The organism is Limnobacter sp., from assembly GCF_964228395.1.
Taxonomy (GTDB): domain Bacteria; phylum Pseudomonadota; class Gammaproteobacteria; order Burkholderiales; family Burkholderiaceae_B; genus Limnobacter.
Genome location: NZ_CAXQZX010000164.1, coordinates 1 through 11,856, shown reverse-complemented (window position 1 = coordinate 11,856; position 11,856 = coordinate 1). Strand labels below are relative to the sequence as shown.

12 protein-coding genes are annotated in these 11,856 nt (G+C 55.5%); 8 read left to right on the top strand and 4 right to left on the bottom strand.

Annotated features, from left to right (window positions below; translation table 11 throughout):
- The first annotated feature begins 164 nt into the window (after positions 1 to 164).
- From rimM to rplS, 3 genes are all read left to right on the top strand, one after another.
- Complete coding sequence (rimM, locus tag ACEQU8_RS13975) at positions 165 to 752, top strand: ribosome maturation factor RimM (protein WP_370264413.1); 588 nt, start codon at positions 165 to 167, stop codon at positions 750 to 752.
- 5 nt (positions 753 to 757) lie between these two features.
- Entirely contained in the window at positions 758 to 1,450 is a 693-nt protein-coding gene (trmD, locus tag ACEQU8_RS13970; RefSeq protein WP_370264411.1) for a tRNA (guanosine(37)-N1)-methyltransferase TrmD, read from the top strand.
- 86 nt (positions 1,451 to 1,536) lie between these two features.
- A complete protein-coding gene (rplS, locus tag ACEQU8_RS13965) occupies positions 1,537 to 1,917 on the top strand; it encodes a 50S ribosomal protein L19 (RefSeq protein ID WP_370264410.1) in 381 nt (126 codons plus the stop codon).
- A gap of 87 nt (positions 1,918 to 2,004) precedes the next feature.
- On the opposite strand, the gene recG is transcribed toward rplS, so the two are convergent.
- Together recG and ACEQU8_RS13955 are read right to left on the bottom strand one after the other, a co-directional pair.
- Positions 2,005 to 4,098 carry an ATP-dependent DNA helicase RecG gene (gene recG, locus ACEQU8_RS13960; RefSeq protein ID WP_370264408.1) on the bottom strand — a complete coding sequence of 698 codons (2,094 nt, stop codon included), beginning with the start codon at positions 4,096 to 4,098 and terminating at the stop codon, positions 2,005 to 2,007.
- A gap of 50 nt (positions 4,099 to 4,148) precedes the next feature.
- The gene (locus ACEQU8_RS13955; RefSeq protein WP_370264407.1) at positions 4,149 to 4,532 is read right to left on the bottom strand and encodes a RidA family protein; all 384 of its coding nucleotides are present in this window, start codon (positions 4,530 to 4,532) and stop codon (positions 4,149 to 4,151) included.
- A 132-nt stretch (positions 4,533 to 4,664) separates the two neighbouring features.
- Between ACEQU8_RS13955 and ACEQU8_RS13950 the strand changes: the two genes are divergently transcribed.
- The 3 genes from ACEQU8_RS13950 to ubiA all read left to right on the top strand — a co-directional run bounded on the left by ACEQU8_RS13950 (position 4,665) and on the right by ubiA (position 8,547).
- Complete coding sequence (locus ACEQU8_RS13950) at positions 4,665 to 6,629, top strand: APC family permease (RefSeq protein ID WP_370264406.1); 1,965 nt, start codon at positions 4,665 to 4,667, stop codon at positions 6,627 to 6,629.
- A 92-nt stretch (positions 6,630 to 6,721) separates the two neighbouring features.
- Positions 6,722 to 7,666 carry a LysR substrate-binding domain-containing protein gene (locus tag ACEQU8_RS13945; RefSeq protein WP_370264404.1) on the top strand — a complete coding sequence of 315 codons (945 nt, stop codon included), beginning with the start codon at positions 6,722 to 6,724 and terminating at the stop codon, positions 7,664 to 7,666.
- 14 nt (positions 7,667 to 7,680) lie between these two features.
- The gene (gene ubiA / locus ACEQU8_RS13940; protein ID WP_370264414.1) at positions 7,681 to 8,547 is read left to right on the top strand and encodes a 4-hydroxybenzoate octaprenyltransferase; all 867 of its coding nucleotides are present in this window, start codon (positions 7,681 to 7,683) and stop codon (positions 8,545 to 8,547) included.
- On the opposite strand, the gene proC is transcribed toward ubiA, so the two are convergent.
- Positions 8,532 to 9,335, bottom strand: coding sequence for a pyrroline-5-carboxylate reductase (gene proC / locus ACEQU8_RS13935; RefSeq protein WP_370264402.1), 804 nt, complete (start codon positions 9,333 to 9,335; stop codon positions 8,532 to 8,534). The genes ubiA and proC overlap by 16 nt on opposite strands.
- A gap of 12 nt (positions 9,336 to 9,347) precedes the next feature.
- The gene (locus tag ACEQU8_RS13930) at positions 9,348 to 10,061 is read right to left on the bottom strand and encodes a YggS family pyridoxal phosphate-dependent enzyme (protein ID WP_370264401.1); all 714 of its coding nucleotides are present in this window, start codon (positions 10,059 to 10,061) and stop codon (positions 9,348 to 9,350) included.
- 55 nt (positions 10,062 to 10,116) lie between these two features.
- Between ACEQU8_RS13930 and ACEQU8_RS13925 the strand changes: the two genes are divergently transcribed.
- The gene (locus tag ACEQU8_RS13925) at positions 10,117 to 11,151 is read left to right on the top strand and encodes a type IV pilus twitching motility protein PilT (protein WP_370264400.1); all 1,035 of its coding nucleotides are present in this window, start codon (positions 10,117 to 10,119) and stop codon (positions 11,149 to 11,151) included.
- Between the two features lie 75 nt (positions 11,152 to 11,226).
- Positions 11,227 to 11,715: a glutathione peroxidase gene (locus ACEQU8_RS13920; RefSeq protein ID WP_370264399.1), complete on the top strand. Its 489-nt coding sequence runs from the start codon at positions 11,227 to 11,229 to the stop codon at positions 11,713 to 11,715.
- Positions 11,716 to 11,856 lie beyond the last annotated feature (141 nt).

The window sequence follows — 11,856 nt, the reverse complement described above, 5'->3', positions numbered from 1 at the left end:
CCCACAGTGGCACGTTTGGTGGGTGAGTTCACCAAAAAGCAAGCCGCTTAATTGCAGCTTGCCAGGCTGCTGCGTATGGGCGCAAGCGCTGCGCAGCCGAGCCCAAAAAATCGAAAAGTCCGTGAACCTCACATTCGCGGACTTTTGTTTTTTATCCCTTGTGTATGAGCGCAAATAAACCTGACGATTTGGTAGAGCTGGGGCGCATTGGCGAACCCTATGGCTTAAAGGGCTGGGTGAATGTTCTGCCGTCCTCTGATGACCCGGTGGTTCTGCTCAAGGTCCGTGAGTGGTGGTTGTCGCGTTTGCCGGCGCAGGTTTCAGGTGCAGCCGGGCGTGTTGCACGGCCAAAGCCAGAGCAATTGGTGTATGAGCCTTTCCGTATTCTTCAGGTGAAGGTGCACGCCGACCGACTGGTGGCGCATTTGGAAGGTGTGGAGCACCGTGAGCTTGCCGCGACCTTCAAGGGTTGTCGGGTGCATGTGTCGCGCACTCGATTTCCGCCGCCCGCCGAGGGCGAATATTACTGGGTCGACCTGGTCGGCTGCCAGGTTCACAATCCACAAGGTGAATTGCTGGGTGAGGTGTCGCAGGTGGTTGACCACGGAGCACACCCCATCTTGGTGCTAAAAACACCGGCCCAGGCCGAAGTACCGGGCGGGGAGTGCATGATTCCTTTTGTGGACGCGTATGTGCTAAATGTGGACACAGCCGCCAGGCAAATACTGGCTGACTGGCAACTGGATTATTGAACGTTATGCCCAAGCCCCGCTTTGATGTAATCACCATCTTTCCGGACCAATTTCCACCTTTGCTGGAGCTTGGGGTGGTGGGGCGTGCTTTTAAAAAAGGTCTGGCCAGCCTGCATTGCTGGAATCCTCGGGACTTCACCACTGACCCACACCGCACAGTGGATGACCGTCCTTATGGCGGAGGCCCTGGCATGGTGATGTTGGCCGAGCCCCTGGTAAAGACTGTGCAGGCCATACGTGCCGCTCGGGGAGATACAGCGCCCGTTATTTTTTTAACCCCTCATGGCCCTTTGTTGAAGCAGGCCGATGTTCGCACCCTGTCGGCCACCGAGGGGGCCATTTTGTTGTGTGGTCGCTACGAGGGTGTGGACCAGCGGTTCATCGATGATCACGTGGACCGCACATTTTGCCTGGGGGATTTCGTGCTGTCGGGCGGCGAGTTGGCGGTGGCCTGCATGGTGGATGCGTGGGTGCGCTTGTTGCCCGATGCCCTGAATCACGCAGAATCGGCCACGCAAGATTCGTTTGAGCAGGGGCTGCTGGATTGCCCACACTACACTCGTCCGGAAGTTTTTGAAAATAAAGCGGTTCCAGAGGTGCTTTTGTCTGGAAACCATGGCAGAATATCGAGTTGGCGTTTTGAGCAAGCAAAGGCTTACACAGAACGCTTCAGGCCAGAAATGCTGCCTAAAAAATAGCATTTCTGAATTTTATGTTCATCCTCTGGCGGCCACGTTCAACTTGAACCACATACAAGGCCGTGAATGATGATTTGGAGCACACCATGAATTTGATTCAACAACTTGAGCAAGAAGAAATTGCTCGTTTGGCCAAAGAAATCCCCCCATTTGCCCCTGGCGACACCGTGGTGGTTAGCGTTCGTGTGGTTGAAGGCAACCGTTCACGTCTGCAGGCCTACGAAGGCGTTGTGATCGCCAAACGCAACCGTGGCTTGAACTCTTCATTCATTGTTCGCAAAATTTCCTCAGGCGAAGGTGTAGAGCGTACTTTCCAGCTGTACTCCCCCCTGATTGAAAAAATCGAATTGAAGCGTCGTGGTGATGTTCGCCGCGCCAAGCTGTACTACCTGCGCGAGCGTTCCGGCAAGTCCGCACGCATCAAGGAAAAGTTGCCAAACCGCGTTAACAAGGGTGCCGCAGAGTAATCTGCTTCACTCCAAACGCGGTCAAATAAAAAAGCCAATCCTTCGGGATTGGCTTTTTTTATGGGCTTGTCGCTGCACGCGCCACCGCTAGCTTAACCACCACGGGGTTTCCTCCAGCCAGCGCCGCATGTGGCGCTCCGCCTGTGGACTGCCAACTGATATTTCGGCTGCCAGTTGACGTGCAGTATTTAACAGGTCTTTGTCCAGCATGGGGTCGGCAAATTTCAGCATGGGCATGCCCGATTGGCGCTTGCCGAGCAACTCGCCGGGACCGCGAATTTCAAGGTCTTTCTCGGCCAGGTAAAAGCCATCGTCGCTTTCATGCATGGCTTTTAAGCGCATTTTGGCAGTGGCAGACAGCGGGGAGCCATAAAGCAGCACGCAAACGCTCTGCACCAAGCCGCGGCCCACGCGCCCCCGAAGCTGGTGCAATTGGGCCAGGCCAAATCGCTCGGCTTGGTCAATCACCATCAAGCTGGCATTGCTGACGTCCACACCCACCTCGATCACTGTGGTCGAGACCAGCAAGTCCAGTTCGCCTTTGGAAAACGCCTGCATCACGCTTTGCTTGTGGGCGTTGTCTTGCCGGCCATGCAGCAGACCGATTCGACGCTTGGGCAGCTGCTCTTGCAAGGTTTCGAAGGTAACTTCGGCAGCTTGCAGGTCCAGTGCTTCGCTTTCTTCAATCAACGGGCACACCCAATAGGCCTGTTGGCCGCTGGCGATTTCGTGCTCAATCGCTGCAATCAGTTGATTCCGTTTTTTGTGGGAAAGCAGTTTGGTGATGATGGGTTTGCGTCCTGGGGGCTTTTCATCGAGGTTGGAGACCGCCAGGTCGGACAAATAGGTTTGAGCCAGTGTCCTTGGAATGGGCGTGGCACTCATCATCAATTGGTGAGCCAGTCGCCCGTCGCTGGCTTTGGCCAAAAGGGACAGGCGCTGAGCCACGCCAAAACGATGCTGTTCGTCCACCACCACCAAGGCCAACTGTTTGAACTGCACCTGGTCTTGCACCAGGGCATGCGTGCCCACCACAACGTCCACCTCGCCCATGGTCATGGCCTGCAGCACGCGGTTTTTCTCGCTTTTTTTCATGGCGCCTTGCAGCTTGGCACAGCGAACGCCCACCGTGTCGAACAGTGGTTTTAGCTTGTGAAAGTGCTGCTCGGCCAACACCTCGGTGGGGGCCAACATGGCCGCTTGCATACCGTTGGCCACCGCTTGCAGGCAGGCCACTGCAGCCACCAGGGTTTTGCCGCTGCCCACATCGCCTTGCAGCAGGCGTTGCATGGGGTGTGGTTGTTGTAAGTCTTGGGATATTTCTTGGATTGAGCGCAGTTGGGCTTGAGTGAGTTTAAATGGCAACTGCCGGGTAAATTGATCAATCAAACCCTGGGGATCGGCCTTGAGGGGGTGTGCTTTTTCTTGCTGGCGCTGCAAACGCCACGTGGCCAGCAACAGTTGTTGCGCCAGTAGTTCGTCGATTTTGACGCGCATCCACGCTGGGTGGCTTCGCGTGTTCAGGCTGTGCAGGGCACTGGGCTGCGCCTGCCCGTGCAGGGTTTCCAGGCTCTCGCCCCATTCAGGAAGGCGATGACGCATGCGCTGACTCTCGCTCAGGGTGTCTTCAAAACACGCGCTGGGCAGCTTTTTCATCCAGCGGTGCCAGTCAGATTGTTTGATTTGCCCGGAGCTGGGGTAAACGGGTTCCAGCACTTGCGAGGCTTGGGCCGAGGCTGGGGTCGGGGTGGATGCAGCGATGGGTTCAATGCCCAGGCCGGCCAGCACTTTGACGGTGGGGTGGACCATTTCCAGAATGCCGTAGCCTTGGCGGATTTGCCCGCTGATGTGCAGTGCGGTGCCTTCGCTTAGCTTGCTGCGCAATCCCGGGTAGAAATGCAACCAGCGCAGTAGCAGCCTTGTGTCGCCATTTTCGACCCACACCCGCAGTTGCTTGCGTGGGTGGTGGAGTACTTCTTGGGCGGTGACCGTGGCTTGTATGTTTGCTTTTTGCCCCGGTTGTAGGGCATCCATGGCGGTGATGGTTGCTTTATCCTCAAACCGCAACGGCAGGTGCAGGGCAAGAGCCATCCAATGCCCTGCTGCCAACAGGCCCCCCACCTGTTCGGCTAGGTGCTCGGGCAGCTTGGCCAATTCGGGCCAACGGGGAGAGTCAGCCATGGGTATTGGCGGCTTGGGCTATGGCGTGGGCCATGGCATCAATCAGCGCTTTACAGCGCAAGAATGGCTTCCACCTCGAAGCGCGCACCTTTGGGCAGGCTGGCTACGCCCACCGTGGAGCGGGCCGGGAAGGGTTGCTGCACGTACTCTTGCATGATGGCATTGACCTGCGCAAACTCGCTGAGGTCGGTCAGGAAGAGGGTGAACTTGACCACATTGGCCAAAGAGCCGCCCGCCTGTTCGGCCACGGCCTTGAGGTTGGCAAAGGCTTGACGTGCCTGTGAGGCGGTGTCGCTGCCCACCAGTTCGCCGGTGACAGGGTTCAAGCCAATTTGGCCAGAGGTGAACACCAGGTTACCGAATTGAATGGCCTGGCTGTAGGGGCCGATGGCAGCAGGTGCGTTAGGGGTGGATACAACAGTGACTTGGCTCATGGCAAACAATTAAAAATGAATTGGGAAGGTTGAATTTGGTGAGATGCAATCATAACGCGCCGGGGCCGCCTTGTATTGCCCACCCGGACGGTATACCATTGTCGGCTTGTTTGTTGCGCCGCAATGCTACCCATGAGCAAACGCCACCGGGCCACCACCACGCGTGTACACGATGCCGCAGCCAACCATGCTTTGCGGCCTGTTGTTAAAGACGATATTTTTTCTGAGAAATACGCTTGGGTGGCCGTGGGAGCCTGTGGGCTGGCGTCAATTGCTTTCGGGCCCGAAGAGTCTTTCAAGGCGCTTGGCGATGCCCGCCACCTTTTGTTGTTTCTTGGGCTGTTAACGGCTTTTTCCATTTTGTTGGTTTCTTTAACCTACTTCAGGGTGTCGGAGTTGTTCCCCAAAGGCGGCGGCGCGTACGCGATGGCCAACACGCTGTTGGGGCCCAAGGTGGGTTTGCTCGCTGGCGCCGCGTTGTTGGTGGACTATGTGCTCATGGTGGCCTTGGGCATTAGTGCCGCCACTCATTTGATGTTCAGCTTTTTGCCTCCGGCGTTTTATGAGTACCGTGTGTGGGTATCAATGGCCCTGATGTTGGCGTTGATGGCGTTTCACTTGCAGGCAAGGCAGTTGAATCTTAAGCCTTTTAAGTGGTTGTTCACGGCGTTTTTACTGACCCACCTGGTGTTCATTTTGGTGGCTTTGTCAGACCACTTTGAAGACATGGGGCGGATTGTTCGCGACAGCGTCAGCGGCACCAAGTCAATGTGGCAGGACGCAGGTTTGTTGGCCGTGTTGGCTGTGTTTGCAAGAGGTTTCTTCCTGGGAGGGGGCACCTACACTGGCATTGAAGCCGCCTCGGACACCATTCAGTTAAGCCGATACCGGCAAAGTGCAGACAACCGCCGAAAAATGCTGGCCTATGTGGCGTGCGCACTGGCTTTTGCCGCAGCAAGCCTTGCGGTGTTGTACTTGCTATGGGATGTGCGGGCCGAGCCCACCATGGCGCTCAACGGGGTGTTGTTTGAAAGGGTGTTCACAGGCATTGGTTGGGACTGGCCCTATGTGATTGCTGGCCTGTTGGTCATGCTGGGCTTGGAGACAGCGGTGCTGCTGTTGGCGGCCCACGTGGGTTTTAGTATTGGCCCCAAGGTGTTGTCGACCATGGCCATGGATTCCTGGTTGCCGCACCAGTTTCGTTATTTGTCCAACCGCATGGTGACCAAAAACGGCACATTGCTCATGGGGGCTTTGGCTCTGCTGGCCATTTACCTGAGCTCGGCCAGTGTGGCCTTGTTGGTGGTGTTGTTTTCGATCAATGTGTTTTTGGTATTTAGTTTGTCCATGTTGGGCCTTGCGGTGTACTGGTTAAAACACCGGGAAGAACGGCGTTGGTTCAAGGGCTTGTTGTCGGCAGGTTTGGGTTTGGTGGTGTCGGCTTCTATTTTGCTGGGCACGATCGTGACGCAATTCTTCCAGGGGGGGTGGGTCACCATGCTCATCACGGCGCTGGTGGTGTGTGTGTGCCTGGCGGTCCGCACCCATTACCGTGACACAAAGGCCAGAATTGCGCGTGTGGATGAGGCATTTGCAGGCATTCAATATGGCTCCGAGAGCTCGCCCGCTGAACTGATCGAAGGTGGCAACACAGCGGTGTTTGTGGTGGGCAACAGCCGTGGCGGCGGTTTGCATGCCTTGTTGTGGGTGCAGCGCATGTTTCCTGATCATTTCCAGAATTTTATTTTTATCAATGCCCGCACTGTAGATTCGAATGTGTATGGCGGCAAAGAAACCCTGGAGGCCATGCGGGTGGATGCCTCTGTGTCTTTGAATTACTTTGTGAACTTCTGCCGCAGCCATGGTTTGCGGGCCAAAAGCTACTTGGGGTTTGGCACCGATGCTGTGGCTGAATTAACGCGTCTGGCCCAAGAGGTTTCTGAGTCACATCCCAATGCAATCTTTTTTACCAGCAAGCTAGTGTTTGACAACGAGAACATGTTTACCCGCCTGCTGCACAACCAGGCGGCGCTTGAACTGCAACGCCGCCTGCACAATGCAGGTCAGCAAATGGTGATTTTGCCCATGCGCTTGTAGCGGCTTGGTGAATAAAAGCGTCCTTTTCACTTGCGGCGGGGGCTTTGCTTTTGCAATAATAATTGTCGCCGCCGTAACGATAGAAAACATAAATGACTCTCACCGAGCTGAAATACATCGTCGCTTTGGCCAGAGAGAAGCACTTTGGCCGGGCGGCTGATGCTTGCTTTGTTAGCCAGCCCACCCTGTCTGTGGCCATCAAAAAGCTGGAAGAGGAACTGAGCGTGTCTTTGTTTGAGCGCGGTTCCAGCGAGGTGTCGCTCACGGCTGTGGGCGAACGCATTGTGGTGCAAGCGCAACGTGTGTTGGAAGAGGCGCAAGCCATTCGCACCATTGCCCAGCAGGGCATGGATCCACTGGCCGGGCCACTTCGGGTCGGGGTCATTTATACCATCGGGCCTTACTTGTTGCCCGGTTTGGTGTCCAGCATGATCGACCGCGTGCCCAGCATGCCCCTGTTGTTGCAGGAAAACTTCACCGTGCGTTTGCTGGAGTTGCTCAAGCAGGGCGAGATTGATGTGGCCGTGTTGGCTTTGCCCATCAACGAGTCGGGGTTTGTGATCCAGCCGCTTTATGATGAGCCTTTTGTGGTGGCGCTGCCCAGATCGCATCGATGGGCTGGGCGCAAAAGCATTCGCTCTGATGAACTTCGCACCGAAAACATGCTGCTGCTGGGCACGGGGCATTGTTTTCGCGACCAGGTGCTGGGTGTTTGCCCAGAGTTGTCTCGGTTTTCTCAATCCTCTGAGGGGATTCAGCGCACCTTTGAGGGAAGTTCGCTGGAGACCATTCGTCACATGGTGGCCTCGGGCATTGGTATCACGGTCTTGCCGTCCAGCTCGGTTCCCCAATTGGTGCCAGCCGAGTCTTTGCTCACCTACGTGCCCCTTGAAGATGAGGACACCAAGCGCACAGTGGCTTTGGTGTGGCGCAAAAGCTTTGGTCGACGTGAAGCCTTGGATGCGCTTCGTGAATGCATATTGCAATGCGAGCTTAACGGTGTGAGTTTTTTGGACGCACCCCAGATGGTGCGTTAATGCAGGCCGCCAATTTGCAAGGCCGTTTGCGGGATTACTTTTTATTGCTTCGGCTGGACAAACCCATAGGTATATTGCTCCTGCTTTGGCCCACCCTGTGGGGCTTGTGGTTGGCTGCACGTGGTGTGCCGAATGTGCAGGTGTTGTTGGTGTTTTTGGCCGGGGTGGTGTTGATGCGCTCGGCCGGTTGCGCCATTAACGACTACGCTGACCGTGACATTGACCTGCATGTGGAGCGCACGCGCAATCGGCCTTTGACATCGGGGCGCATTGCTGCATGGGAGGCCGTCGCCTTGGCGGCTGTGCTGGCATTGCTGGCCTTGTTGATTGTTCTGCCCTTGGGGTGGCCTGTAATTTTAATGAGTCTGCCGGCTGCGTTTTTGGCAGGCACTTATCCATTCACCAAGCGGTTTTTCCCCATGCCCCAAGCTTATTTGGGCATCGCATTTGGGTTTTCAATCCCCATGGCGTTTGTGGCTGTACAAGGCGAGGTGCCTTGGTACGCGTGGGTGGTGTTTTTGGCCAATGTGTTTTGGACGGTGGCTTACGACACCGAGTATGCTTTGGTGGACAAACCCGACGACCTGAAGTTGGGCATTAAAACCGCGGCCATCACCCTGGGCCGTTTTGATGTGCTTGGGATCATGGTGTGCTACGCCATGTGCCTGGCCCTGTGGGCGGTGGTGGCTTTTGCCTTGGGTTTTGGCTGGCCGTTTTGGCTGGGATGGATTTGCGCTTTGGCTGTGGCGGCGTATCACTTTGCTTTAATTCGCAACCGGGATCGCGCCAAGTGTTTTAAAGCCTTTTTGCACAACAACTGGTTTGGATTTGCCCTGTTTGCAGGGCTGGTCTTGCAGTTTGTGTTTTACCCACCTTTTTGAAGCTCTTCCGCCCTGGCGCAGGCCGCTTGTGCGGCCTTGATCAAGGCTTCATCAACAGCGGCCAGGCGCAGTTCCTCCAGGCCAGCAAAGGTGGTGCCACCTTTGGAGGTTACCTTTTCCCTGAGGATGGCAAAAGTGTCTTGAGATTGATTGGCCAAGGTGGCTGCACCCAGAAACGTTTGTTTGACCAACTGCGCCGCCTGTTCTTGATCGAACCCCAACTGCACCGCCGCCTTGGCCAAACCCTCCATGAGATAAAAAACATAACCCGGGCCACTGCCCGAGATGGCTGTGATGGCATTGATGTCGCTTTCGTTTTGCACCTCGATCACCTGCCCGCAGCTTTGGAAGATGCGCTTGGCGAAGGATTTGTCATCCGCCGTGCAGTTGTTGGTGAAATACAGGCCAGACATGCCTTGCCCCACCAAGGCGGGAGTGTTGGGCATGCAGCGCACCACGCGGGATTCGATTTGGCCACTCCAGTTTCGAATTTGCTCTACACCCACCCCCGCCGCGATGCTGATCAGCAAGGTGCCAGCCAATCGGGGGGCATGGCTTTGCAGCACGGCCTGCATCTGTTGCGGCTTAACGGCCAGCACCACGGCTTGAGGTTTGAAATCGCTCGGCCAAGCAGCGGTGCATGCCACACCCAGGTTGGCCATTTTGACGGCAGCGTCTTCACTGGGGTCGATGGCTCTGAATTGGGTCGCCTGCTCGCCCTTGGCGATAAGACCTCCCAGAATGGCGTAGGCCATATTGCCAGCACCCAAAAATAAAACATTGTTCATGTGTTTTAAACCTTATGTGTTGGGGACTTGGCGGTTGCGCAAACCGAACAGGGCAGTGCCCACCCGCACGCAGGTGGAGCCACATTCAATGGCCAGTTCGAGGTCGCCAGACATGCCCATGGAGAGGGTGTCCAGAGCCAAGCCTTCGGTGCGCATTTGATCAAACAATTGCTTGCACATCAAAAACTCTTCTCGCAAGGCTTGGGTGTTGTCGGTGTGACTGGGGATGGTCATCAAGCCTCGAAGAGCCAAATTTGGCAAGGCATTAACCTGCTTGCACAATGCGGCTGCCTGGCTTGGCTCAACGCCCGATTTGCTTTGCTCTCCGGATGTGTTGATTTGCACCAGAACATTGAGTGGCGGCAGGTGGGCAGGCCGCTGTTTTGCCAACCGCTCTGCAATTTTAAGTCGGTCTATGCTGTGCACCCAGGCAAAGTGTTCAGCGATGGGCTTGGTTTTGTTGCTCTGGATGGGGCCGATAAAGTGCCATTCCAATTGGGTGGCTTTTGTACCATGCTCCGCTGCTTGGGTGATTTTGTCCAAACCTTCCTGCAGGTAATTTTCTCCAAAAGCCAATTGCCCTTGCTCGGCAAGTTCAAGCACAGCCGCAAGCGGAAAAGTTTTGCTCACCGCAAGCAGCATGACGTCCTTGGGGTTTCGTTGGGCTTTTTGGCAGGCTTGGGCCATGCGCTGTTGTACCAATTGAAGATGATTTGCTGCTGTCATGGCTTCTGGGCTTGCCCTGGGGGCGGAAAATTCACCACATGGAGATTATAGCCCGATGACACTGACAGAACTCTTGACCTGGGCGGTGGAGGAACACGCTTCGGATTTGCATTTGTCGGCCGACATGCCGCCCATGGTCAGGGTCGATGGCGATGTAAAGCGCCTGAGCGATACCGTGTTGAGTCATCGCGAGGTGTATCACCTTGTGCAAAGCTCGATGAGCGAAGTGCAATGGCAGAGCTGGGAGGCGAGCCACGAGTGCGACTACAGCCTGGACATTGAAGGTTTGTCACGCTTTAGGGTGAATGCATTCATGCAAAGCCGTGGCGCCTCAGCGGCTTTTCGTGTGGTACCAAGTCGAGTTCGCACGCTGGAAGAATTGGGGGCTCCCTCGGTGTTTAGACGAGTGGCTCGTGAGCCCAATGGCCTGGTGTTGGTGACAGGCCCCACTGGGTCGGGCAAAAGCACGACGCTGGCCGCCATGGTCGATGAGGTGAACCGCAATGTGCATGGTCATATTTTGACCATTGAGGATCCCATTGAGTTTTTGCACACGCCCATGAATTGCATTGTGAACCAGCGCGAGTTGGGTGAGCACACGCACTCATTTGGCGCTGCCCTGCGCTCAGCGCTGCGCGAAGACCCCGATGTGATCTTGATCGGTGAAATGCGTGACCTCGAAACCATTCAATTGGCCTTAACTGCTGCGGAAACCGGGCACTTGGTGTTTGCAACTTTGCACACGTCGTCTGCACCCAAAACAGTGGATCGAATCATTGACGCGTTTCCGTCCTCTGACAAACCCATGGTGCGTGCCATGTTGTCGGAATCATTGCGAGCCGTGGTGTGCCAAACCCTGTTGAAGAAGCAAGGCGGGGGGCGAGTGGCTGCGCATGAAATCATGCTGGCCACACCTCCGATTCGAAACCTGATTCGCGAGGGCAAGGTGGCGCAAATGACTTCCTCGATTCAGACCGGGGCGCAACATGGCATGCAGACTTTGGAGCAGTCGGTTCAACGTTTGTTGATGACAGGCCAAGTGAGCCGCGATGCGGCCATGGCTTGTTTGAGCCAGAACACCAGCCATTGAATAAGGCTCTAAACCTTTGCGGGCTTTGAGGCTACACTGCTGGTTTGACATTTCAACCAACAGGGATTGTTAAACATGGCACAGGGCATTTATGAATTTTCCAGCAAAACCTTGGACGGCAAGCCGTTGAACCTGGCGGATTTTGCTGGCAAGGTGCTGCTGATTGTGAACACCGCAAGCAAATGTGGTTTTACCCCACAATACGATGGCTTACAAGCCCTGCACAAAGAACTGAAAGACGATGGTTTGGTGATTATTGGTTTTCCGTGCAACCAGTTTGGTCGGCAGGAGCCGGGCGATGAAAGCGAGATCGGCGCCTTCTGCCAGAAAAACTATGGTGTTGATTTTTTGATGTCCGAGAAGGTGGATGTCAATGGTGCCCAGGCCCACCCACTGTTTAAGCACCTCACCAGCCAGGCCAAGGGCATTTTGGGCACAGAGGCCATTAAGTGGAACTTCACCAAGTTTTTGGTTCGCAAAAACGGTGAGGTGTACAAGCGCTATGCGCCCACCACCAAGCCAGAGGAGTTGAAGGGCGACATCGCCAAGCTGTTGGCCGAGTGATCGGGAAGCCTGCCGCTAACGCGATCACCACTTCGACCCACAACACCAAAGGATTTAATCTGAAGTGCCGGCCCTGGGTCGGTAAATCCCTTTGGTGAGCGGAATTTCGAACAAGCGGCATTCAATTGGGCCGTTAAACAG

Excerpts from the sequence above, each read along its gene's own strand:
- rimM (WP_370264413.1), top strand. The coding sequence starts at position 165 with ATGAGCGCAAATAAACCTGACGATTTGGTAGAGCTGGGGCGCATTGGC.
- trmD (WP_370264411.1), top strand. The coding sequence starts at position 758 with ATGCCCAAGCCCCGCTTTGATGTAATCACCATCTTTCCGGACCAATTT.
- rplS (WP_370264410.1), top strand. The coding sequence starts at position 1,537 with ATGAATTTGATTCAACAACTTGAGCAAGAAGAAATTGCTCGTTTGGCC.
- recG (WP_370264408.1), bottom strand. The coding sequence starts at position 4,098 with ATGGCTGACTCTCCCCGTTGGCCCGAATTGGCCAAGCTGCCCGAGCAC.
- ACEQU8_RS13955 (WP_370264407.1), bottom strand. The coding sequence starts at position 4,532 with ATGAGCCAAGTCACTGTTGTATCCACCCCTAACGCACCTGCTGCCATC.
- ACEQU8_RS13950 (WP_370264406.1), top strand. The coding sequence starts at position 4,665 with ATGAGCAAACGCCACCGGGCCACCACCACGCGTGTACACGATGCCGCA.
- ACEQU8_RS13945 (WP_370264404.1), top strand. The coding sequence starts at position 6,722 with ATGACTCTCACCGAGCTGAAATACATCGTCGCTTTGGCCAGAGAGAAG.
- proC (WP_370264402.1), bottom strand. The coding sequence starts at position 9,335 with ATGAACAATGTTTTATTTTTGGGTGCTGGCAATATGGCCTACGCCATT.
- ACEQU8_RS13930 (WP_370264401.1), bottom strand. The coding sequence starts at position 10,061 with ATGACAGCAGCAAATCATCTTCAATTGGTACAACAGCGCATGGCCCAA.
- ACEQU8_RS13925 (WP_370264400.1), top strand. The coding sequence starts at position 10,117 with ATGACACTGACAGAACTCTTGACCTGGGCGGTGGAGGAACACGCTTCG.
- ACEQU8_RS13920 (WP_370264399.1), top strand. The coding sequence starts at position 11,227 with ATGGCACAGGGCATTTATGAATTTTCCAGCAAAACCTTGGACGGCAAG.